This is a genomic window from Ruegeria sp. AO1 (assembly GCF_056535985.1).
The window spans coordinates 533,202-554,631 of record NZ_JBQFJC010000001.1; the positions used below are offsets into that span (position 1 = coordinate 533,202).

Here is a 21,430-nt window from a genome sequence, read left to right on the forward strand (position 1 = left end):
AGAGGTGTTGCGTGATTTTTAGCGGCCCTCGCGCTGAAATAGGCTTTCAAGCAAGGATTGGCCATTGGCGTTCTCGGGGGTCGACCGCACCGCATCAGGTGAGGCAAAAAAGCCAAACAGTACCACAAGCAACAAAAAGGCAGACCCGATGATCAAGGCCGAGACGATCTGCAAAGCTGAGCGTATCATACTATCGCCTGTTCATGTGGCCACCGCCGCAGTCAGTAAAGCGAGCACCAAAATGATTGGGACATATTGCGTGGCAACAAAGCTGGAGTGGCGTTTCATCGTCAGATCCTTGGGTGTACTGATCGGTAACCCTTTAAAAAGTGTTCTCACTGGCTATGATTTGCAAGAGCTCACGTTGCAAAAAAGTGAAGTCGTTGTGATGCCTTGGGTTCACGACGTGCAGTGACGTGAAGAAACCGCAATGGAAGTGGGAAAAAATTGTACAGGCCGGTACACTCAGGTGCTTTCTGATGCGTCCTAACAAACGCGATGAACTGGTGCGCAAGGCGATGGAGGTCTTCTACCGAGACGGGTTCCACGCGACCGGCATGGACAAGCTAGTGGTAGAAACCGGTGTGTCCAAAACCTCGATGTACAAACACTTCCGCACCAAAGAAGATCTGATCCTGGCCGTTCTGCGCCTACGGGATGAAAGTTTCCGCAATCGGATCCTGCGACGGGTTGAGCAGATTGCAGACACGCCAGCCGGGCAACTGATTGCCACTTTCGACGCTTTTAAAGAGTGGTTCGAAGAGGACGACTTTCGCGGATGCATGTTCCTAAAGGCCGCGGCCGAGTATCAGGACGCCAGCCATCCAATCCATGTGCAGGCAGCAGAACATAAACGGGTTATGTTGGAACACCTGACCTCATTGGCGCGCCAATCCGGCGCGCATGCGCCAGAGCTTCTGGCCCGTCAGATTGTTTTGCTGCAAGAGGGCGCGATCGTCTCGGCCGTTCTGTTGAAAAACGGCAATCCGGCTGAAGACGCAAAGGCCGCAGCGCAAATGCTGCTGGATGCTGCCCTGACCCGAAAGAACGCTGCGTTGCATTGACGGAACGCGGCGTTACGTGGATTGGCCTATCTACGGCGCCGCGATAGCCTTTCAGGTAACACCTGATCGGAGAATACCACATGTCGCTTTTTACCTCGACCGCAGCTTGGGTCACTGACGAACACCGTATGTTTGCCGAGATGGCGGGGCGGTTTCTGGATGATGAGCTGGTTCCCAATGCCGAAACCTGGGCCGCGAATGGCATCGTAGACCGGGCATTCTGGCACAAAGCCGGGGAAACCGGTCTGATGGCGGGTGCGATCCCGGAAGAATATGGCGGCGTCGGTGGGGACATGGGGTTTGACTCGGTCACTCTGTACGAACAGACGGCGCGTGGGGACGCCGGATGGGGATATGGGATCCAGTCGATTGTAACGCACTATATCACGGCCTATGGCAGTGAAGACCAAAAGCAGCGCTGGTTGCCCAAGCTGGCCTCGGGCGAGATGGTTGGGGCTTTGGCCATGACCGAACCGGGCACGGGCTCGGATGTGCAGGCGGTGCGGACGTCGGCTGAGAAGGACGGCAATTCCTATCGCCTGAACGGGTCGAAGATCTTCATCACCAACGGTCAGAGCGCCGATCTGGTCATAGTCGCCGCCAAGACGGAGAAGACCTTGGGTGCCAAGGGGGTATCTCTGATTGTGGTTGAGACGGACGGGGCCGAGGGTTTCCGGCGCGGGCGCAACCTCAAGAAGCTGGGCATGAAGGGCAATGACACCGCCGAGCTGTTCTTTGAAGATGTCAAAGTGCCGATGACCAATCTGCTCGGCCCGAATGAGGGGCAGGGGTTCTACCAGCTGATGAAACAGCTTCCGTGGGAGCGTTTGACCATCGGCATCATGGCGCTGGGCTCGATTGATTTCGCCATCTCTGAGACAGTGAAATACGTGCAGGAGCGCAAGGCCTTTGGTCAGCGCGTCATGGATTTCCAAAACACGCGGTTCAAACTGGCCGAGTGCAAAACCAAGGCGGAAGTGCTGCGCAGTTTCGTGAATGATTGCATTGGCAAACTGGAGGCGGGTGAGTTGGATGCCGCCACCGCGTCCATGGTCAAATACTGGGGGTCAGAGGTTCAGAACGAGATCATGCACGAGTGCCTGCAGCTTTTTGGCGGCTATGGCTTTATGATGGAATACCCGATCGCCCGCCTTTATGCCGATGCGCGTGTGCAGATGATCTATGGCGGCACCAATGAGGTCATGAAGGAACTCATCGCGCGTTCGATTGACGTCTGAGGCCCTCCCGCCCGTCGTCGAAGTTCCTTTCGGAACATCTCCTCCCGTCGGGCCGGGCAGGCGCGGGCGCAGCCCGCGCCTGCCCGGCCCCCTGCCGTCCGCAGGACGCAAGGCCATAGGCTGCGCAGTTTTTCGGTTGGCGGCTTGTTCGGATATCTATGTGATTTCCGGGTCCAGTTGCCGTTCGAGCCATGCTCGAAATGACTTCAGCGGTTCGGACTCAATCCTGTTCTTGGGCCATACCAGATAGTACGCGCCCAAGCTGACCTCCGGCCCATCCCAAGCCAAGGCAAGGCGGCCGGTTTTTAGATGCTCTTCGACGAGATAGCTGGGAAACAGGCCAACACCCAACCCATGGATCGTGGCCTGTATCATCGTGGAAAACTGATCGAACAGCATCCCGCGCGATCCGCTGACAGGATGGTCCTGAGCGGCAAACCAGCGCTCCCATCCGTCGGGGCGCGTTTCCATGTGCAATAGGGGCGCCTGCTCCAGCCAGTCGATTTCATCACTCTGGTCGGGCAGAAGGTCAGGCGCGCAGACGGGTATGACATACTCTGTCATGATCTTTAGGTAGTTCACGCCGCTCCAATTCTGGCGACCAAAGTGAAAACCCGCGTCGAAGGCCTCGGTCTCGAAATCGAAGGGTCGCAGCCTTGTGTTCAGGTTGACTGTCACCTCAGGGTGATTGCGGGCGAAGTCCTGAAGGCGCGGGGCCAACCAATGCATCCCGAATGCCGGCAGAATGGACAGGTTGAGGGACCCTCCGGTCGGGTTGGCCTTTAGTTTCAGCGACGCCTGCGCCAGTTGATGCAGGGCCGTGCGGGCCGTCTGGACATACTCTTGCGCGGCCGGGGTCAGGTGCAGCCGCATCTGGGTGCGTTGGATCAGTTCGATGCCCAACTGCTCCTCCATCGTTTTCAGCTGGCGGCTGATGGCGCTTTGGGTCAGTGACAGCTCCTCGGCGGCCGCTGACGCGCTACCCAGCCTTTCCACAGCCTCAAGCGCGAGCAGGGATGAAATCGACGGAAGAAAGCGTCGGGGCGCGATCATATTACATTTCCTCATACCTTTGGGTTTGATTATCACTGGCTTTTTGCGGACACCAGCCGGATATAGTGCCCTGCAACGTGCGCGCCCGCGCCGTTCGAAAACAAGACCCGCGGACAGCCCCGCAACATTTGAGAAGGCCGAGCTATGGATCGCGCGCAGATCGTCCATGAGAATTTCCTGTCCCGCGTGGCAAACCGGGATTTTCCCGAAGGTGCGCCTCCGGTCGGCGGGCTGAGCCATGAAGATGCGGTGTCACTTTACCGCTCGCAGGTCCTCAGCCGGGCGCTGGATCGCACCAGCCGGGCGATGCAGAAGGCGGGGCAGGGGTTCTATACCATCGGCTCATCGGGTCATGAGGGCATGGCTGCCGTGGCCCACGCCCTGCGCCCGACGGATATCGCCTTTTTGCACTACCGCGATGCGGCGTTTCAGATCGCCCGGGCCGAGCAAGTTCCGGGCCAACAGATCGCCTGGGATATGCTGCTGAGCTTTGCGTGTTCGAAAGAGGATCCGACTTCGGGCGGGCGTCATAAGGTGCTTGGCTCCAAGGCCCTGATGATCCCGCCTCAGACCTCGACCATCGCCAGCCACCTGCCCAAAGCGGTTGGCGCGGCCTATGCGTTGGGGGCCGCCCGGCGGCATGACCCCGAGCATCGGGTGCTGCCCGAAGATGGCATCGCCATGTGTTCTTTCGGAGACGCCTCGGCCAACCATTCGACCGCGCAAGGGGCGATCAACACGGCGGGTTGGACAAGTGTCCAATCCACGCCACTGCCCTTGCTGTTCGTATGCGAGGACAATGGCATCGGAATTTCGGTGAAAACACCCAAAGGCTGGATCGAAGCGTCGATGGCGCATCGTCCAGGCATCAAGTATTTTCAGGCCAATGGGCTGGGCATCTATGAGACCTACGCCGTGGCTCAGGAAGCCGCGCATTATGTCCGCACGCGCCGCAAGCCCGCCTTCCTGCACCTGCGGACCGTACGCCTTTATGGCCATGCGGGGGCGGATGTGCCGACCACATATCTCAGCAAGACCGAGGTTGAGGCGGATGAGGCAAACGACCCGCTTCTCCATTCCGTTCGCCTGTTGGATCAGGCGGGGGCGTTGGCTCCGGAAGAGGCGTTGAAAATCTATCAGGACAGCTGCGCCCGAACGGACCGTGTGGCTGCCGAGGCTGCCACGCGCCCGCATTTGTCGACCGCGCAGGATGTCATGATCAGCCTCATCCCGCCCCAACGTGCCTGCAAGCCGACGAACGGCCCCAGCGTGGATGTGCGGGCAAACGCGTTCGGGGGCGACATGCGCGCGATGGCTGACCCGCAGCCCATGAGCCGCCTAATCAACTGGGCGCTGACCGATCTGATGCTGGAGCATGGCGAGATCGTCTGTATGGGTGAAGATGTCGGCCGCAAGGGCGGGGTCTACGGCGTGACGCAGAAGCTGCAGCAGCGGTTCGGTCAGGACCGTGTGATCGACACTCTGCTGGACGAACAATCAATCCTCGGCCTCGCCATCGGCATGGGCCACAACGGGTTTGTGCCGATCCCCGAAATCCAGTTCCTCGCCTATCTGCACAATGCCGAGGATCAGATCCGCGGTGAGGCTGCCACTTTACCCTTCTTCTCGAATGGGCAATTCACCAACCCGATGGTGCTGCGGATTGCTGGGCTTGGGTATCAAAAAGGCTTTGGAGGGCATTTCCACAACGACAACTCTCTGGCCGTTTTGCGCGACATTCCGGGCGTGATCATTGCCTGCCCCTCGACCGGTGAAGACGCGGCGCAGATGCTGCGTGAATGCGTGCGGCTGGCGCGGGAAGAGCAGCGGGTTGTTGTGTTCCTCGAGCCGATTGCGCTCTATCCCGTGCGGGATCTGAATGCGGCGCAGGACGGGGGCTGGATGACGTCCTACCCCTCGCCCGACCGGCGGATTGCGCTGGGCGAGGTTGGGGTGCATGGCGATGGCACCGATCTGGCCATCGTGACCTACGGCAATGGCCACTACCTGTCGCGTCAGGCGCTGCCTGAGCTGGCGGCGGCCGGGGTGAACGCGCGTATCGTTGACCTGCGCTGGCTGGCGCCACTACCGGTTGAGGCGCTTCTAGAGGCGACCAAAGACTGCAAGCATGTTCTGATCGTGGATGAATGCCGTCGCACAGGTAGCCAGTCCGAGGGGCTGATGACCCTCTTCCGCGAAGAAAGCGCCCAGACGCCAATCGCTCGCGTTGTGGCAGAGGATTGTTTTATCGCGACCGGCCCTGCCTATGCCGCGCCTTTGCCATCGAAGGACGGTATCGTCGCTGCGGCCCTTAATCTGACCGGAGTACAGAAATGACCCGAACAGCTGTCGTGATCTGCCCCGGTCGGGGCACCTACAACAAGCCCGAACTTGGCTATCTACACCGCCACCATGCGGACAAGATGCCAATGTTCCAGCGCTTTGACGCAATGCGCGCCGAGGCCGGACAAGACGGGGTAACCGCGCTGGACGGAGCCGCGCGCTTTGCGGTCAGCACCTATTCGCGCGGCGATGTGGCCTCGCCCCTGATCTATGCCGCCGCGCTGGCGGATGCGCAGTCGCTGGCGGATGATATCGAGGTGGTGGCTGTGACCGGCAACTCGATGGGCTGGTATATCGCTCTCGCCGCCGCTGGCGCACTGAGCGCTGAGAACGGGTTCCGCGTGGTGAACACCATGGGCACTCTGATGCAGGAACATCTGATTGGGGGGCAGTTGGTCTATCCCTTCACCGATGACAGTTGGATCGACAGCGCGAACCAGAAACAGGCGTTGTTGCAGGACGTATCTGACATCAACGCGGTCGAGGGGCAGGATCTGGCGCTGTCGATTGATCTGGGCGGTATGCTGGTGCTGGCCGGGAATGAGGCCGGTCTCGCAGCGTTCGAGGCATCTCATCCCACCGTTCAGGACCGTTTTCCCATGCGGCTGCCGAACCATGCGGCGTTCCATACCTCGCTACAGGCCCCGATTGCCGCTGAAGGTCGGGCGCGGCTGAAACCCGATCTGTTCGGCCAACCCCGTCATCCGATGATCGACGGGCGTGGCAAGATCTGGTGGCCGGGCGCCAACGATACCGAGGCGCTTTGGGATTATACGCTGGGCCATCAGGTGTCCGAGACCTACGATTTCACCCATGCCATTCAAACCGCTGCGCGAGAGTTCGCACCGGACCTGTTCATTGTGACGGGGCCGGGGACGACACTGGGCGGCGCGGTGGCGCAGTCTCTGACCATGGCGGGGTGGAGCGGCATGACCGACAAGACCTCATTCACCGCGCGGCAAGAGGACATGCCGATTCTTGTAGCCATGGGACGCGAGGATCAAAGGGCTCTGGCGACAGGCAGGTCCTCCTTCAGGTCTTGATCTGAATAGTACTGGCGAGGGTTTCGATCCGGTCGCGCAACCAGCGATGGGCCGGGTCATTGGCCGAGCGCTGGTGCCAGACCATGTAGATCGAGACCGGCTCGCAGTCGAACGGCAAGGGCGCGCAATCCAGCGCGGCCAGTGGTCCGTTTTTCATCAGCGCCGTGTCGGTGGAAATCAGGGGGCTGCCCGCGATGAAAGACGGGATGGCATTGAAATGAGGCAGCACGACGGTTGGCGGACGGATCTGGCTTTGATCCACGCCGCGCATCACCGCGCGCGCATTCCGGCCGTCGGGAAAGCGAACCTCGACATGCTCACTCTTACAGTAGGCCTCCCACGTCTCGGGCGCGGTGCGTTGACTGCTGTCATAAAACACCATCAAGGGGCTTGTGGTCAGCCGCTTCTGAAAGATGTCCGGCCCATCCGGCGGAAGCGGCGTAAGCATCAACTGGCACCGGTCGTTGCGCAGCAGGTCCGGCCCCGGTACGCCGGATGAGATGAATTCCAACTGCAGCCTGATCCCCTCGGCACGGGTCGCGCGTAGAAGGTCGGGAAAGATCAGCTCTCGCGGCATATCATTGGTGGCGATGCGGATTTCCATCTGCTCTGACAGGGGATCAAAGGGGCGTTCATCTGTCAGGGCGCGCATGCCGTCCAGAACGTTGCGGACCGGCTCTTGCAGGGCAAGCGCGCGTTCGGTCGGTGTCAGGCCCTGGCCGGATCGTACGAATAGAGGATCGCCCAGCACCTGCCGTAGCTTGGCCAATGTGTGGCTGATGGCCGACTGTGTGACACCCAGCCGATCCGCCGCTTTCGAGACCGAGCTCTCCTCGAGTATCGTCAGAAATATGCGCAGGACCTTGCCGTCCAGATCAGTGAAATCGATTTTGCTCATACAATCTATGATTAAGTATGAATGGTTTTGCTGTCGAGAGGGCGCTAGGTCAGGCGCAAACAAGGGGCACGCATATGGGACTTCGCTTTTTCTCGGACAAGAACCGACCCGTTCACATGGGGTCGTATCCGCTGGAGCGTCTGGCGCGCCAGCAGGCGATGCCCGATTTGTCCCAGCTGCCCCCGATGCCCGAGCTTAGCTTTCATCGGCCTGACCGGCCCGAGAGCATCGTGAATGCGATGGGCGAGTTTCAGGCTATGCTGGACACGATTCGGGATGGGCTGGTGAACCCTGTCGCCTCGGACATCCCGCAGGACACGCAGGCGCGGGCAGATCACCTCAAGGCGTTTGGCTATTTCAACGATGCCTCGATGATGGGTTGCGGGCCGCTGCCGCCTGAGGCGCTGTTGGACGATCCGCGCTGCAACTCCGATATCGACCGTCTGGCCCATGCGTTGAAGACGCGCCAGACCAAAACGCTGGCCTCTGGGATCGACGTCATTATGGCCGACCTCAAGGAAAGCATGGAGGCCGCGCCGCGTCCGATGGCCTCGCATCGTCATGCTCTGGTGTTCCTCTATGAACATAACCGCGACCCGAACCCGGACGAGCCGGGGTCCGACTGGATCATGGATGCGCAGGACCACCGGGCCTGCCTACTGGCGACTGAGAATGCCGTTGTGATCGCCAACTACATCCGCCTGCTGGGGTTCGATGCACGGGCGCATACAGCGATGTCGTCTGAGGTGGATCTGGGCAAGCTGGCAGTCGCGGCGGGTTTGGCCTCGGTCGAAGACGGCACGCTTGTTGCCCCATGGCTGGGGCGTCGTTTTGGTCTGGCCGCTGTCACGACCGAGATGGAGATTGCCCACGATCAGCCCCTGCAACCGATGGCGCAACAACCTTGGTTCCGGACCCAAGGCCCTGCGTGGTGGCTGGGCACCGGGTTCGCCAAGAACGCTCTGAACCGCGACGCCTATGCCAAACGCCGCTATGTGGACGGGGCGCACCCGTTTGAGCGGCTCAAGCGGGTCGAGACGCCCACCACCTATATTGATGAGGCGAACGTCGCGCGCGTTCCCAAGCGCGCTGACATGTTCGCGCGGGCGCAGTTCGGCGATATGGGCAAACACCTGCAGGACGCCGCCAAGGGCGGATATTACGTGCGCAAATCAGCCCCCAGTTTCGCGCAACGTCGGGCGCTGGGCGCGTTTGTTCTGTTGCAGGATGGCGAAAGCACAAAGGACTCACCCCCGACCGAGGCCGAGCGCAATGCCGCCAATATTAAGGCCGCCAGTTACTTCCTTGGGGTCGATGCCGTTGGCCTCAGCCGTTGCCCGGACTGGGCGTGGTATTCCCATGATGCGACGGGGGAAGAGATCACTCCGCCCCATGATCAGGCTATCAGCATGATCATCGACCAGGGCTATGAGACGATGGAGGGCGCAAGCGGTGACGATTGGATCAGCGTTGCGCAATCCATGCGCGCCTATCTGCGGTTTTCACTGCTGGGTGGCGTGATCGCGCAGCAGATCCGCAACCTCGGCTACAAGGCCAAGGCCCATACGGTTATGGATGGCGAGGTGCTGCAACCTCCGCTATTGCTGTTGTCGGGATTGGGCGAGGTCAGCCGGATTGGCGAGGTTATCCTGAACCCCTATCTCGGCCCGCGTCTGAAGTCCGGCGCGGTGACGACAGATATGCCCATGATCCATGACAAGCCGATTGATTTCGGCCTGCAGAGTTTCTGCGAAAGCTGTAACAAATGTGCCCGCGAATGCCCTTCGGGCGCGATCACCGCCGGACCGAAGTTGATGTTCAACGGCTATGAAATCTGGAAGTCTGACAGCCAGAAATGCGCGACCTATCGCGTGACAACGCCCGGAGGGTCGATGTGCGGGCGCTGCATGAAGACCTGCCCGTGGAACCTTGAGGGGATTTTCAAAGAACGCCCTTTCCGATGGGCGGCGATGAATATCCCTCAGGCCGCCCCGGCACTGGCAAGACTGGATGATGCGGTGGGCAATGGTGGCCTGAATGACGTCAAAAAATGGTGGTGGGATATCGAGCTGCAGTCGGATGGCGCCTATCGCCCTTCGGTGCATCCGCTGAATCAGCGTGATCTGCAGCCCGATCTGGATCTGAAGTACGAAGATCAGACACTGGCCGTTTACCCCGCCTATTTGGCCCCGCATCCGTGGCCCTACCCCTTTGCCATGGACCGCGAGGCCGGTATTGCTGCCTATGAGGCGATGGTCAGCGCCGAGGAATACGAGGCACGCAAGGCGGCTGGCGATATGTCGGTTGTCCATCGCTACGAGATCGCCGGCGATGCGCCCGTCATGCGGGTCGAATTGACCAAGGTCGACAAGATGACGGCCGATGTGACCAAGTACGAATTCTCGACGCTGGACGGCTCTCCTTTACCCGAATGGACAGCGGGCGCGCATCTGGACGTTTTGGTCGCGCCCGAGTTCCTGCGCCAGTATTCGATGTCCGGTGACCCCTCGGACCGGGCGAGCTATCAGATTGGTGTCTTGCGTGAGGATGAGGGGCGCGGTGGTTCGGCTCTGTTGCATCGCATCTTCAACGAAGGCCGCAAGGTTTTCATCTCGAAGCCGATCAACCATTTCGAACTGGATGAGACCGCAACAAAAACCTTCCTGATGGGTGGGGGGATCGGCATCACCCCAATGATCGCCTTCGCCCATCGTTTGCACGCGCTGGGCAAACCGTTCGTGCTGCACTACTCCGCCAGCACCCGCGCCGGGGCCGGGTATCTGGAAGATCTGGCCGCGATGCCGTGGACAGAAAACGTGCACTACCATTTCTCGGATGAAGGCACGCGGGCCGATCTGGATGCGATCCTCTCAGGCTATCAGGACGGCTGGCACGTCTATACCTGTGGGCCAGATCGCTTCATGGAGGGCGTCATGCAAGCGGCCGAACGGCAGGGTTTCCCAGACGAAGCCCGGCATCTTGAGTATTTCTCGGTCCCCGAGCAACCGGAGTACGAAAACTTTCCCTTCACCTTGAAGCTGGCGAAATCGGGCCAGAAACTGACCGTGCCGGAAGACAAGGACGCCGCGCAGGTGCTGAACGAGGCGGGCATTCACGTGGATGTGAAATGCGCCGATGGTATCTGCGGCGTCTGCAAATGCGGTGTTGTTTCGGGCGAAATCGAACATCGCGACTTTGTCCTGTCCAACAAACAACGCGAGAGCGCTATCATTTTGTGCCAAAGCCGCGCCGCGCAACCCGATGGCGTGATTGAGATCGATCTCTGACTCGAGGTCGAAAAACGACATGAAGTTGTAGAAAAATTGGTCGCTACGGCCATGGACGCCGCTGAGGCACTGCATTACCTTCCCCCAGAACCCAGTGAATCCTGATTGACAGGTGCGAGGTATTTTCATGGATTATCACAGCCCCGCCAGCTTTGCCGAGGCGTCGGCTCTGGCTGCAAACGCGACGGGCACCACACGGTTTCTGGCAGGCGGCACCGATGTGTTGGTGCAGCTGCGCTCGGAATTGGTGACGCCCGATACGTTGATCGACATCAAGAAAATCAACGGTGTGGATCAGATCACGAAAAACTCCGATGGCAGCTGGACGCTTGGCGTCGCTGTCACCGGCGCAGAAATGAGCGAGCATCCCGAGCTGGGCCGCGACTGGCCCGGTGTGGTCGAGGCGATGGATCTGATCGGATCGACTCAGGTGCAGGGCCGCGCGACACTGACGGGCAACCTGTGCAACGGCTCTCCGGCGGCGGATTCGGTGCCTGCGATGGTTGCGGCGGGCGTGACGGTCAACGTGACCGGCCCGGATGGCGCGCGCGAGGTTGCTGTTGAGGAAATCCCCGCCGGACCGGGCAAGACCTCGCTGGCGAAGGGTGAAGTGATCTCGGCCGTCAATATCCCAGCACGGGGCGACAACGCTGGCGACGCCTATTTGCGCTTCATCCCGCGCACCGAAATGGACATCGCCGTGGTCGGCGTGGGTGTCAGCCTGCGTCTGGACGGCGACGTGATCACCGAGGCGCGGGTTTCCTTGGGCGCTGTCGCCCCGACCGTTTTGCTGGTTGAAGACTGTGCGAAAGCCATCGTCGGCAGCACACTGGGCGACACCGCCCTCGACGCGTTGGCCGCGGCCGCTTCGGCCGCTTGTAACCCGATTGACGACAAACGCGGTACGATCGAATTCCGCACCGAGGTAGCTGGTGTGCTCGCCAAGCGCGCCGCGAAAATCGCCTATGCCCGCGCGAAGGGAGAAAACGCATGAGCAAGCTCCACGTATCCACCACCGTGAACGGGGACACGGTCGAATACCTCTGCGACCCGCGCGAAACGCTGTTGGACTGTCTGCGCGACAAGCTGAACCTGACCGGCGCGAAAGAGGGCTGCGGTACCGGCGATTGCGGAGCATGTTCCGTCACTGTCGATGGCCGTCTGGTCTGTTCCTGCCTGATGCTGGGTGTTGAGGCCGAGGGCAAGACCATCGAAACCGTCGAAGGCATCGCGGATGGCGACGTTCTGCACCCGCTACAGAAGAAATTCATCGAACACGCGGCGCTTCAGTGCGGCATCTGCACCCCGGGCATTCTGGTGGCGGCCAAGTCGCTGCTCGAGAAGAACCCAAACCCGTCCGAAGAGGAAACCCGGTATTGGCTGGCAGGCAATCTCTGCCGCTGCACCGGTTATGACAAGATCATTCGCGCCGTGATGGAAACGGCGGAAGAGCTGCGGGAGGCTTCGTAATGGCACTCGACGATCGCAAATCTGTATTCACTTTCGTTGGCACGCGTCCGGATCGCCCGGACGGCTTGGACAAGGTCACTGGCCGCGCCAAGTTCGGGGCTGATGCCTATGCGCCCGGCATGTTGCACGGAGCGGTTCTGCGCTCGCCCCACGCACACGCGCGGATCGTGAAGATCGACACCTCGAAGGCCGAGGCGCACAAGGATGTCAAAGCCGTCGTCACCCGCGCGGACTTTGCCGATGTCCCGTTCAAACCGGGTCTCGATGGCGAGTTCTGGAACGTTTTGGAAAACGTCATGGCGGGCGAAAAGGCACTCTATGATGGTCACGCTGTCGCTGCGGTTGCAGCAACGTCGGCCCTAGCAGCTCGGGATGCGCTCAAGCTGATCGAGGTCGAATACGAAGTGCTGCCCCATGTGACCGACGTGGACAAAGCGATGGCGTCGGATGCGCCTGTTATTCGGGAAGGCGCGGCGGACTATTCGGTGCCCGAAGGGCTGCACCCGAACGTCGTACGTTACCACGAAAGCGGCCACGGAGATGTCGAGGCCGGGTTTGCCGAAGCGGATCTGGTCATCGAAGACAGCTTTGTTACTGAGGCGACCCATCAGGGCTATATCGAGCCACACGCCTGTCTGGGCATGCTGGGCAATGACGGCAAGGGTGAGCTGTGGTGCACCACGCAAGGCCACTGGATAGCGCAAAAGACCTGCGCCGCGCTGCTTGGCATTGAGACCTCGCAACTTCGCGTCACTGCGTCCGAGATTGGCGGTGGTTTCGGCGGCAAGACCACTGTCTTTATCGAACCCGTTGCACTGGCGCTGAGCCGCAAAGCCAACCGTCCGGTCAAGATCGTTATGACCCGGTCCGAGGTTTTCCGGGCGACCGGCCCAACGGCGTCGGCGTCGATGGACGTCAAGATCGGCATGAAGAAGGACGGGACCATCTCGGCAGCACAAGGCGTGTTCCGCCTCCAGGGCGGGGCCTTCCCCGGTGCGCCGGGCGATATGACTGCCATGTGCGCCTTCGCGCCGTACAACCTGACCAACGTCAAGCAGATCGGCTATGACGTGATGTCGAACCGTCCGAAACAGGCCGCTTACCGCGCGCCAGGCGCCCCCATGGGTGCCTTTGCGGTTGAGTCGGTGATTGATGAGCTGTGCAACAAGTTGGGTCTCGACCCCGTTGATGTCCGCCTGAAAAACGCCGCTCATGAAGGGACCAAGGCCAGCTATGGCCCGACCTACGAACGTATTGGTCTGGTCGAAACGCTGGAGGCCGCCAAGGCCCATCCGCACTATTCGGCACCGCTGAAGCCGGGACAGGGGCGCGGGATTTCCTGTGGCTTCTGGTTCAACCACGGCGGTGAGACCTCAGTATCCCTGGCCCTGTCCGAAGATGGCTCGGCCCAGCTGATGGTGGGAACGCCGGACATCGGCGGCTCACGCGCGTCGATGGCGCTGATGGCGGCCGAGGTTCTGGGCATCCCATACGAGAACATCCGCGTTACCATCGCGGATACGGCGACGCTGGGGTATAACGACGTCTCACATGGCTCGCGCGTGACCTACGCGTCGGGTCTGGCGACCATCAAGGCTGCCAAACACGCGGTTGAGAAACTGTGTGAACGCGCGGCGGCCAAGTGGGGTATCCCGGTCGACGCGGTTAAATGGGAAGACGGCTGCGCCGTGCCCTCAGGCCCAAACGCAGGCGATTTCGACCCGCTGGCCCTGTCCGACATCACGGCGGATATGGGGCGCACCGGTGGCCCTATCTCGGGCCATTTCGAGGCAACCCCAGAAGGTGCGGGCGTGTCCTTTGGCACCCATATTGTCGATGCCGAGGTCGACCCGGAAACCGGTAAGACCAGCGTGACACGCTACACGGTCATTCAGGACGCCGGCAAGGCGATCCACCCGACCTACGTAGAAGGCCAGTTCCAAGGCGGTGCCGCGCAAGGCATCGGCTGGGCGCTGAACGAGGAATATATCTACGGCGAGGACGGGCGGTTGCAGAACTCAATCTTCCTCGACTACCGGATCCCCGTCGCCAGTGACCTGCCGATGATCGACACGGTGATTGTCGAAGTGCCCAACCCCGGCCACCCGTTTGGGGTACGCGGTGTGGGCGAGACCGGCATCGTGCCGCCGCTTGCCGCCATCGCCAACGCTGTTTCCAACGCGGCGGGTGTGCGGATGAAGCAACTGCCGATGTCACCTCCGCGCATTCTGGCCGCGCTCAAAGGCAATGGTTGAGGTTCACCTCTGGTCCGGCCTCCGGTCTCTGACCGGGGGCTTGGCCGTTGTCGAGGTCGAGGCCAAAACGACAGGAGAGTTGCTGCGTGCCCTAGTGCGCGCGCATCCACAATTGCAGGCCCCTATTGATGCGGGCGTCTCAATCGCGATCGACGGGCGCGTGATTGCAACGGGCCTGACGGAACCAATCCCGGAAGGCAGCGAAGTCTATCTGATGCAGAGGCTACGCGGCGGCTAGGGCTTAGGTGACCACGGTTCGCGCCCGACCATCCGATCGGCCTCGGCCGTGATGTCGTTCATGTGCTGTTCAAGGCTTTGGCGCAGGGTTTCGATCTGCTCTTCACTGGCTTTGCGAGGCACGGTCTCGGTCCATTCGCGGCACAGAAACACGCCTTCATTGCGCCAGGGGCGGGGCATAAACAAGCGGTCCCATGTACCGGCCTCGCTGCCGTGACGGGCCGAGAAGGTGATTCCGAACACCCGTTTGCTGGATGTGCGCGCCCAGACCAAAGGCACGGTCGACAGAACCCGCTCCGGCCCGCGGGGTCCGTCGGCGGCAATACCAATGGATATCCCCTGCTTCATTTTGCCCAGAACTTCACGCGACACGGCGACGTTGCTTTTGTGTTTGCTGGCCATAGCGATCGTGTCCATGCCGAACAGCTTTTGCACGCGACCCACCATGCTGCCCGCCCGCGCCGAGGACGTGATCGAGCAGATTTGCGCCTTATCCAGCGGGAAGAAATAAGGGGATTGCGCCAGCCGCTGATGCCACAGAACAACGATGACCGGTTCGCCCTGTTCGGCCAGCTGGTCTAGTTCCTCATAGCCGATGCGCTGCCATTTGGTGTTACGGTTGACCATCCGAATATAGCTCGCAATACGACGCGCCGCCCAGTTTAACACGGCTTCGCTGTCGGCGATCTTTTTGCGGATACTCACGGATGGGTCCCTCATATTGGCCAAAATGTGTCTTATAGAACTCAACGCCGCGTGCAACTTGTTTGTCTTGTCGAGAAGTGGTCGAGAAACTGAAAAAGCCTCTTGAGTCCGCCGCGCGGCTGGCATATCTGAGGCTCAGCCTAGGGGTATAGCTCAGTTGGTAGAGCGACGGTCTCCAAAACCGTAGGTCGCGGGTTCGAACCCTGCTGCCCCTGCCATTAAATCAGAGATTTAGCAGATTGCAGTTGTGCGACGTGTAACAACGGCGTGTAACCGAGCCGTATTTGCATCGCATGAGGCGCATTGCCTACTCTGCGGCAACTTTCAGCCCATGAAGGGCAGAAATGACCTGATCCAGCGGCTCGCCGGTCTTGAGCGCGTAGTCGAGCGCCAGTTTCATCACGTCAGTTGGCAACTCGGCCTCAACCGGTTTTTGCGCCGATGTGATGGCCGCGACCTGCTGCTTCGCCAGATCATCCGTTACCCAGCCGTAAGTCGTCTCGGTCATGTCGGTGTTTGCATGGCCCGCGTGTTTGGAAACAACCTCCAACGGGACGCCTGCCTCGAGCAACGCGGTGATCCCGCCATGACGCCGGGAATGCAGCCCAGCAACAACACCCAGATTTTTTGCAGCCGTACGGACCATGGAAGAGACCGCCGAAGGACGCCAGACAGCGCCTGTGACGGGGTCAGGAAAGACCAAAGCATTGTTGGTCACACCCTGACGCCTGCAGAGCAATTCAATCGCTTCAGGGCGTAAAAAAACCTTTCGACCAAGCTGACCGGTTTTAGCGTCCGTCTTGGTCCCGGTGCGCAGTCGATAGATGCCGCCCGCTTCCTCGACCACATCCACCACGTTGATGAACGGCACGTCGGCGTCGAGTGAGACGTTGGACCACTGCAGCCCAAGCGTCTCCTGTTTGCGCAGCGCCTGCAGGAACCCAAGCTGAACCACGTCAGCCAGATCGGGATTTTTGCGTTTGCGTGGGCCGTGACCATTGCGCAGCCCGTCGACAAGGATGCGGGTGTCCTCGGCGGATGCGTACTTCACATTTGGCCCGCGTTTCGGAACCGGCGGCGCGTCGAGGATGGCTGCTTTCACATTGAACTTGACCTGCTTTTTTTTGCAAGCATAGGCCATGACGCGTTTCAGGAACGACCACAGGTGATGAACCTGCCGTGGGCCGTTGCGATGCTGGCCGGATTTTGACGGCCGATCTTCCGACCAGACTTCGGCTTGGGCCGCAGCGACCAGAGCATCGAACGTGTCCTCGTTTACGTCCTTCAACAACATGTCAGACCCGAGGAGACGAATGACTCCCGCGCCAAGCTGGGCATCGCGATGAGCCGTTTTTATCGACTTGGTGCCCCGCTGATGTTTTACGTAGATCTCGTTGATGAACCAGCCGAGCGTGTCGGTCGATTGTTTCGTTGGCTTCTCCGCCTGCGCCTTGTCTTCAATCTGGCGGGCCTGGCGCAGTGCGTCCTTTTTGGACGTGGCGGTGATGACCTTGTTTCGCCGCACCATGACCGGGGTGCCCGAGGCGCGAAGTGTTCCGGCAGGGCAGGGTGCGCGATACGCAACCAGCCATCTCCCGTTCGGTCTTTCGTAGACAGATGCCACAGTCAGTCCTCCTTATTTGCGCGCCACCACGCCGTCTGGCAGCGACCAGAGCAGTAGACAGCGCCGCGTCGTTTGATTGGGAACCAGCCGCCGCAATGACGGCACTCTCCGAAGTCCGGCGCGGCGTGCAGATCGCGCGACATTTCCAGCGCCAAACGGGCGCGCAGCGTGTTGGTGTTGATGTGCGCCTGATGATCCCGGTCGAGATTGACGACGATCTCGGTGGTGTGGACTAGTTGCTGCATCACCATACCAACCCGTGTTTTGATCTCAGGCAGGCCGGGTGTGTTGTCGAACAGCATGAACGCGTCGGTGTCATCGGGTTTGACCCAGAACGAATAGACCTCGGTCAAAAGGCTGTGGATTTCGTCGGGCGAGGTGAACTGGAACAGCGCGGCATCGCTACGCCACTCTTCGACCCAGTTCATGTCGATTTCATCCAGCGATAGATGCGCCATGCGCGCGGCCCAACCGGGGATTTTGGTGTCGGACCAGAGTTCCGATCGTTTCATTGGTTCTGCCTTTCTGTGTCGGATTTAACGGTTACAATCGTATTGTATGCCTCACACGCTCAGTATTTGCAACTCATACATCACATTCATATCCGGTATTTACCATAGCGGTCATTGAAACGGTTACGATTTCAATTTTTACACACGTGTTATATAGATTAAACACAAAGACAGTGTTACAAATGCATCAAAAGAACCAAGAGCGGAGGACTGCACGTGACGACCAAGACGACCTCACAACCGAAACGCAAATTCGTTTCGCCGACCGAGTTTGCAGCCATCGTCGGATGCGACCGCAGCACGATCCTGCGATGGTTGTCAGCCGACAAGCCGATCCTGCGCGGCACGTTTCAGGGCAAGCGGTGGTTGATCCCGGTATCGGAAATCGAACGACTGGAACGCAAGGCCAACAAAACATGGTGACGTGATGATCGCCTTATTCACGACGACAGACACGGGTGGTACAAACTGGATCGCGGAAGCGTTCATCGCCTCCGAGTTTGCCGATAGATCCTACCTAGACGCGGAAATCGACGCGGGCAAGGCGCGTTTGCGTCGGATTTTGGAGGAAGAAAGCATCACCGAGGACGATCTGGTTGAACACAGGGACGCCACGACCAGCAGCCCAGATGAGCCGGAAATCTACACCGTGACAGAATTTTTCGGATTGGCACAACGTGCACCCTACCCTCCGAAACTGGTCGCAGTGTCAGTCAGTTACAGGTAGTCGGCCATGACAAAGTGTCAGGTCTTTTCCTTTTAATGTCAATAATTTGCGGAATATATGGGTCGCCAAATCGGGTGACGGTGTGCCGCAATGAGCGAAGCCGGAAGGTGCTACCAACACACTCTCGGCTCCGTTGTTCAAATCGCGGGCGGCGGATCGACAAACACCTTTCGCAATCAAGGTGCCTCAATGACCGAAGATACCGAAGTTAACCCACCCCCGCAAGCCGAGCCACTGCATCAGGCCGCGCGCAGGTTGGCCCTTTCAGGTTGTCCGATTTTCCCCTGCTACAACACTCCCGAAAACAAGGTAGACCACAAAAAGCCGCACACGAAAAACGGCTACAAGGATGCCACGTCCAATGTCGAAACGGTGGTCAAATGGTGGAACCGCTGGCCAAACGCGCTGATCGGGATGCCGACCGGCAAGGGCATAGGCGCAACGGTTGTCGACGTCGACCTGGGCAAGATCGGGCACCACAATCCAAAAATTCATGCCGAAGGACTGGCCGCGCAGGAGTGGTGGAACGCAAACAAGGCCGCGTACCAGACCTCAACCATCGTCCGAACGCAGTCCGGTGGTCTGCACGTCTACTGCAAATTCAACGGAGAGCGGAACTCCCAAGGCGGCATCCACAAGGGCGTGGATCGGCGCGGAGAGGGCGGGTACGTCATCGTGCCACCGTCGCCGGGGTACGAAGTCATCCAAACCACCCCACGCGACAAGTGGCCCGAGGCCCCGAACAACGCAGACGGCAGCACGGGTGGCGGCGTCGAACTTGGTCTCCACAAGTACCGGGACGGGCGCACGGTTGAGGATTGGCACACGCTGGCTGACGTCCTGATCAAGCTGATGATCCAGCCCGACGAACTGCACAAGCATTTTCAGAAAATCGCGTTCATCGCCGCGAACTGGTGGAAATTCGAGACCAACAGCATCGAAGACTTCATGCACGCAGCCCTGATCGCCGCGTACCAAGGCGGGACGATCACCACCGAACTTTACGAGAAACACCGCGTCAGGCTGCCTGCCATCGCGCGCTGGTACTACACCAAGGCCCGCGAGGACATCGACGCGATCATCGAAGCCGGTGTGGCGCGCAGCGAGGCCAGAACCGTAGCGGAGTTCATAACCGCTGCCACCGAAGATGAACTCCAACAAATCGAACAACTCATACAAAAACGCAGGGGGAGCGGATGAACAGGTTTGACGGCCTAGAACCGGGTGAGGAACCGACGGACATCGAGAAGATCAAGAAGCGGATCAAGTCGCTGGTCGTCAAATGGGCTGACGCAGGTTTGACCGAGAAGACCGCTGACGTGGACATTGCCGAAGCCGTCGAAGACCTGAAAAAGAACTTTGGCAAGCTGGCTCCCAACAAGACGTTCCTGAAGAACGCGTTGAAGGCCGAGATGGTCCGACGACGGAAACAAGACGACGCCGACACCGGCAAATTTACCTACAAGCCAAAGGGCAAGTACGGCACGATCTTTGACAGGTACGCGGTGGTCAGCGTCAGCGGGAAAACCGTCGTGTTTGACCGAACGTCCCGCACGTTTGCGAAGCCGCACGACATCGTCGCCCTTTACGGCAGCACACCGGCACCAGAACTGGACATAGACGGGAACCAGAAAGGGATCGGCAAGTGGTGGTTGGAGCATCCGGCCCGAGACACCTACACCGACGGCGTGTGCCTAGCGGTGAACGAGACCGCTAACGACAACACGCTGAACCTTTGGTCCGGTTGGGGCGTTGAGGCGAAAGAGGGCGACTGCCAGATCATCATCGACCACATCACCAAGGTGCTGGCCAGAGGCGTTCAGAAACACGCCGACTACATCATCAAGTGGATGGCATGGGGTGTCCAGAACGCGGACATGCCCATCGGAACCGCACTCGTCGTCCACGGCGAACCCGGCGCAGGGAAGGGTGTCATCGGACGCGCGCTGTGTGGCATTTACGGGCACCACCACTCCTACCACGCGCAATCCGAGGGCGAGGTCACGGGCAAGTTCACAGGGCACCTGCGCGACACGATCATGCTGTTTGCCGACGAAGTCAGCCTCACCGAAAAGCGAACACTCGGGCAGTTGAAAGCGATGATCACGGAGAGTTACCGCAAACTGGAGTTCAAGGGCATCGACGCAACCCCGATGAAGAACCTGCTGCGGATTTACGTCTCCACCAACGCCGACCACGCGGCCCGCATTGAGGCCAGAGACAGGCGGTTCGCGGTGTTTGAAGCCGCAGACACCCTGATCAAAGACACGGGGCACTTTGACAAGCTGTGGGCGTTCGTGAACGGTTCCGAGTTGGGTTGCTTCCTGCACTACCTGATGAACTACGATCTCGGAGATTTCAGACCAGCCGACATCCCGAAAACAACCGCAAGAAACGCACAGAAGCTGCTGTCTTTAGATCCCATCGCACAGTGGTGGTACGACGAGTTGCAAACAGCCCAAATCGTCCAGACAGGCCGCGCGCATTGGGTGACACACGCCGACCAGATCAGTGGCAGCGACGCGCCTGCAGACAAGCCCAACGACAACTCAGGCGGCAACTCAGGTGACTACGTCCACTGGGAAACAAGTGGGTTCAGGGCAAACGGCGGAGCCTTGATGGTCCTGCTTGAGCAATGGTGGCAACGCAGACGGATCGCCGGTGAGGTGCCGGGTGTCCGAGAGGTCTACGACTTCCTGCGGGACGTGACCGATGGCGACTACCGGAGCAACGGATCAATCATCTTCAAGATCGACCCACTGGACGAAGCCATGGCCAAGTTCGCGAAGAAAGTGAACGTCGACACCTTCGCGGTATCGGGAAAACTGGTGTGAAAAGGCCGAAAAAAGTGCCGAAGAGCCGGAAAAAGCACTGCAAAACTGGCGGAAGAACTAGCTAACGTGATGAAAAAAAGGATTAGTGCCGCAGTGACAGAAAATCATAGAAGAAATTGCATATACAGGAATGCGATTTC

Annotated in this window: 20 protein-coding genes and 1 tRNA gene; 15 read left to right on the forward strand and 6 right to left on the reverse strand. The window is 59.8% G+C overall.

All coding sequences use genetic code 11. From position 1 onward, the window contains the following. Window positions 1–18: 18 nt before the first annotated feature. The gene (locus ACR3FB_RS02645; protein WP_170681414.1) at window positions 19–189 is read right to left on the reverse strand and encodes a hypothetical protein; all 171 of its coding nucleotides are present in this window, start codon (window positions 187–189) and stop codon (window positions 19–21) included. A 70-nt stretch (window positions 190–259) separates the two neighbouring features. Between ACR3FB_RS02645 and ACR3FB_RS02650 the strand changes: the two genes are divergently transcribed. From ACR3FB_RS02650 to ACR3FB_RS02660, 3 genes are all read left to right on the forward strand, one after another. Next, window positions 260–415, forward strand: coding sequence for a hypothetical protein (locus tag ACR3FB_RS02650; protein WP_480563855.1), 156 nt, complete (start codon window positions 260–262; stop codon window positions 413–415). Window positions 416–479: 64 nt separating this feature from the next. Next, on the forward strand, window positions 480–1,064 hold the full coding sequence (locus ACR3FB_RS02655; RefSeq protein WP_480563857.1) for a TetR/AcrR family transcriptional regulator: 585 nt from the start codon (window positions 480–482) through the stop codon (window positions 1,062–1,064). Between the two features lie 80 nt (window positions 1,065–1,144). Next, window positions 1,145–2,302, forward strand: a complete 1,158-nt coding sequence (locus ACR3FB_RS02660) for an acyl-CoA dehydrogenase family protein (RefSeq protein ID WP_480563859.1) — start codon at window positions 1,145–1,147, stop codon at window positions 2,300–2,302. Between the two features lie 156 nt (window positions 2,303–2,458). On the opposite strand, the gene ACR3FB_RS02665 is transcribed toward ACR3FB_RS02660, so the two are convergent. Next, on the reverse strand, window positions 2,459–3,355 hold the full coding sequence (locus tag ACR3FB_RS02665; protein ID WP_480563861.1) for a LysR substrate-binding domain-containing protein: 897 nt from the start codon (window positions 3,353–3,355) through the stop codon (window positions 2,459–2,461). Window positions 3,356–3,499: 144 nt separating this feature from the next. Here ACR3FB_RS02665 and ACR3FB_RS02670 point away from each other — a divergent pair, with 144 nt between their 5' ends. Together ACR3FB_RS02670 and ACR3FB_RS02675 are read left to right on the forward strand one after the other, a co-directional pair. Then, a complete protein-coding gene (locus ACR3FB_RS02670) occupies window positions 3,500–5,692 on the forward strand; it encodes a dehydrogenase E1 component subunit alpha/beta (RefSeq protein WP_480563863.1) in 2,193 nt (730 codons plus the stop codon). Then, entirely contained in the window at window positions 5,689–6,741 is a 1,053-nt protein-coding gene (locus ACR3FB_RS02675; protein ID WP_480563865.1) for an ACP S-malonyltransferase, read from the forward strand. The genes ACR3FB_RS02670 and ACR3FB_RS02675 overlap by 4 nt, the downstream gene beginning before the upstream one ends. Here the strand turns inward: ACR3FB_RS02675 and ACR3FB_RS02680 are convergent. Next, window positions 6,731–7,639 (reverse strand): LysR family transcriptional regulator, encoded by a 909-nt coding sequence (locus tag ACR3FB_RS02680; RefSeq protein WP_480563867.1) that lies wholly within the window; start codon window positions 7,637–7,639, stop codon window positions 6,731–6,733. The genes ACR3FB_RS02675 and ACR3FB_RS02680 overlap by 11 nt on opposite strands. Before the next feature lie 74 nt (window positions 7,640–7,713). On the opposite strand from ACR3FB_RS02680, the gene ACR3FB_RS02685 reads away from it, so the two are divergent. From ACR3FB_RS02685 to ACR3FB_RS02705, 5 genes are all read left to right on the forward strand, one after another. Further along, window positions 7,714–10,926, forward strand: a complete 3,213-nt coding sequence (locus ACR3FB_RS02685; protein WP_480563869.1) for a reductive dehalogenase — start codon at window positions 7,714–7,716, stop codon at window positions 10,924–10,926. Window positions 10,927–11,053: 127 nt separating this feature from the next. Beyond that, window positions 11,054–11,920 carry an FAD binding domain-containing protein gene (locus ACR3FB_RS02690; RefSeq protein ID WP_480563871.1) on the forward strand — a complete coding sequence of 289 codons (867 nt, stop codon included), beginning with the start codon at window positions 11,054–11,056 and terminating at the stop codon, window positions 11,918–11,920. Continuing rightward, on the forward strand, window positions 11,917–12,396 hold the full coding sequence (locus ACR3FB_RS02695) for a (2Fe-2S)-binding protein (RefSeq protein ID WP_480563872.1): 480 nt from the start codon (window positions 11,917–11,919) through the stop codon (window positions 12,394–12,396). The genes ACR3FB_RS02690 and ACR3FB_RS02695 overlap by 4 nt, the downstream gene beginning before the upstream one ends. After that, a complete protein-coding gene (locus ACR3FB_RS02700) occupies window positions 12,396–14,651 on the forward strand; it encodes a xanthine dehydrogenase family protein molybdopterin-binding subunit (RefSeq protein ID WP_480563874.1) in 2,256 nt (751 codons plus the stop codon). The genes ACR3FB_RS02695 and ACR3FB_RS02700 overlap by 1 nt, the downstream gene beginning before the upstream one ends. Further along, window positions 14,644–14,889 (forward strand): MoaD/ThiS family protein, encoded by a 246-nt coding sequence (locus tag ACR3FB_RS02705; RefSeq protein WP_170468530.1) that lies wholly within the window; start codon window positions 14,644–14,646, stop codon window positions 14,887–14,889. The genes ACR3FB_RS02700 and ACR3FB_RS02705 overlap by 8 nt, the downstream gene beginning before the upstream one ends. Here the strand turns inward: ACR3FB_RS02705 and ACR3FB_RS02710 are convergent. Beyond that, window positions 14,886–15,593, reverse strand: coding sequence for a lysophospholipid acyltransferase family protein (locus ACR3FB_RS02710; protein ID WP_425085689.1), 708 nt, complete (start codon window positions 15,591–15,593; stop codon window positions 14,886–14,888). The genes ACR3FB_RS02705 and ACR3FB_RS02710 overlap by 4 nt on opposite strands. A 142-nt stretch (window positions 15,594–15,735) precedes the next feature. Between ACR3FB_RS02710 and ACR3FB_RS02715 the strand changes: the two genes are divergently transcribed. Continuing rightward, window positions 15,736–15,811 (forward strand) — tRNA-Trp (locus tag ACR3FB_RS02715). Window positions 15,812–15,900: 89 nt separating this feature from the next. On the opposite strand, the gene ACR3FB_RS02720 is transcribed toward ACR3FB_RS02715, so the two are convergent. Both ACR3FB_RS02720 and ACR3FB_RS02725 read right to left on the reverse strand, forming a co-directional pair. Then, window positions 15,901–17,217, reverse strand: coding sequence for a tyrosine-type recombinase/integrase (locus ACR3FB_RS02720; protein ID WP_480563876.1), 1,317 nt, complete (start codon window positions 17,215–17,217; stop codon window positions 15,901–15,903). Window positions 17,218–17,219: 2 nt separating this feature from the next. Further along, a complete protein-coding gene (locus tag ACR3FB_RS02725; RefSeq protein ID WP_480563878.1) occupies window positions 17,220–17,729 on the reverse strand; it encodes a hypothetical protein in 510 nt (169 codons plus the stop codon). Between the two features lie 216 nt (window positions 17,730–17,945). Here ACR3FB_RS02725 and ACR3FB_RS02730 point away from each other — a divergent pair, with 216 nt between their 5' ends. The 4 genes from ACR3FB_RS02730 to ACR3FB_RS02745 all read left to right on the forward strand — a co-directional run bounded on the left by ACR3FB_RS02730 (window position 17,946) and on the right by ACR3FB_RS02745 (window position 21,290). After that, window positions 17,946–18,152, forward strand: a complete 207-nt coding sequence (locus ACR3FB_RS02730) for a helix-turn-helix domain-containing protein (protein ID WP_480563879.1) — start codon at window positions 17,946–17,948, stop codon at window positions 18,150–18,152. Window positions 18,153–18,156: 4 nt separating this feature from the next. Continuing rightward, on the forward strand, window positions 18,157–18,456 hold the full coding sequence (locus tag ACR3FB_RS02735; RefSeq protein ID WP_480563881.1) for a hypothetical protein: 300 nt from the start codon (window positions 18,157–18,159) through the stop codon (window positions 18,454–18,456). A 189-nt stretch (window positions 18,457–18,645) separates the two neighbouring features. After that, window positions 18,646–19,656, forward strand: a complete 1,011-nt coding sequence (locus ACR3FB_RS02740) for a bifunctional DNA primase/polymerase (RefSeq protein WP_480563882.1) — start codon at window positions 18,646–18,648, stop codon at window positions 19,654–19,656. Further along, window positions 19,653–21,290 carry a DUF5906 domain-containing protein gene (locus tag ACR3FB_RS02745; RefSeq protein ID WP_480563884.1) on the forward strand — a complete coding sequence of 546 codons (1,638 nt, stop codon included), beginning with the start codon at window positions 19,653–19,655 and terminating at the stop codon, window positions 21,288–21,290. Before ACR3FB_RS02740 ends, ACR3FB_RS02745 begins: the two co-directional genes overlap by 4 nt. Window positions 21,291–21,430: the final 140 nt, after the last annotated feature.

Bases quoted from the DNA above. Each gene is read 5' to 3' on its own strand.
- ACR3FB_RS02680 (WP_480563867.1), bottom strand. From the start codon at position 7,639: ATGAGCAAAATCGATTTCACTGATCTGGACGGCAAGGTCCTGCGCATA.
- ACR3FB_RS02665 (WP_480563861.1), bottom strand. From the start codon at position 3,355: ATGATCGCGCCCCGACGCTTTCTTCCGTCGATTTCATCCCTGCTCGCG.
- ACR3FB_RS02685 (WP_480563869.1), top strand. From the start codon at position 7,714: ATGGGACTTCGCTTTTTCTCGGACAAGAACCGACCCGTTCACATGGGG.
- ACR3FB_RS02700 (WP_480563874.1), top strand. From the start codon at position 12,396: ATGGCACTCGACGATCGCAAATCTGTATTCACTTTCGTTGGCACGCGT.
- ACR3FB_RS02645 (WP_170681414.1), bottom strand. From the start codon at position 189: ATGATACGCTCAGCTTTGCAGATCGTCTCGGCCTTGATCATCGGGTCT.
- ACR3FB_RS02735 (WP_480563881.1), top strand. From the start codon at position 18,157: ATGATCGCCTTATTCACGACGACAGACACGGGTGGTACAAACTGGATC.
- ACR3FB_RS02745 (WP_480563884.1), top strand. From the start codon at position 19,653: ATGAACAGGTTTGACGGCCTAGAACCGGGTGAGGAACCGACGGACATC.
- ACR3FB_RS02675 (WP_480563865.1), top strand. From the start codon at position 5,689: ATGACCCGAACAGCTGTCGTGATCTGCCCCGGTCGGGGCACCTACAAC.
- ACR3FB_RS02705 (WP_170468530.1), top strand. From the start codon at position 14,644: ATGGTTGAGGTTCACCTCTGGTCCGGCCTCCGGTCTCTGACCGGGGGC.
- ACR3FB_RS02660 (WP_480563859.1), top strand. From the start codon at position 1,145: ATGTCGCTTTTTACCTCGACCGCAGCTTGGGTCACTGACGAACACCGT.
- ACR3FB_RS02655 (WP_480563857.1), top strand. From the start codon at position 480: ATGCGTCCTAACAAACGCGATGAACTGGTGCGCAAGGCGATGGAGGTC.
- ACR3FB_RS02740 (WP_480563882.1), top strand. From the start codon at position 18,646: ATGACCGAAGATACCGAAGTTAACCCACCCCCGCAAGCCGAGCCACTG.
- ACR3FB_RS02670 (WP_480563863.1), top strand. From the start codon at position 3,500: ATGGATCGCGCGCAGATCGTCCATGAGAATTTCCTGTCCCGCGTGGCA.
- ACR3FB_RS02690 (WP_480563871.1), top strand. From the start codon at position 11,054: ATGGATTATCACAGCCCCGCCAGCTTTGCCGAGGCGTCGGCTCTGGCT.
- ACR3FB_RS02725 (WP_480563878.1), bottom strand. From the start codon at position 17,729: ATGAAACGATCGGAACTCTGGTCCGACACCAAAATCCCCGGTTGGGCC.
- ACR3FB_RS02695 (WP_480563872.1), top strand. From the start codon at position 11,917: ATGAGCAAGCTCCACGTATCCACCACCGTGAACGGGGACACGGTCGAA.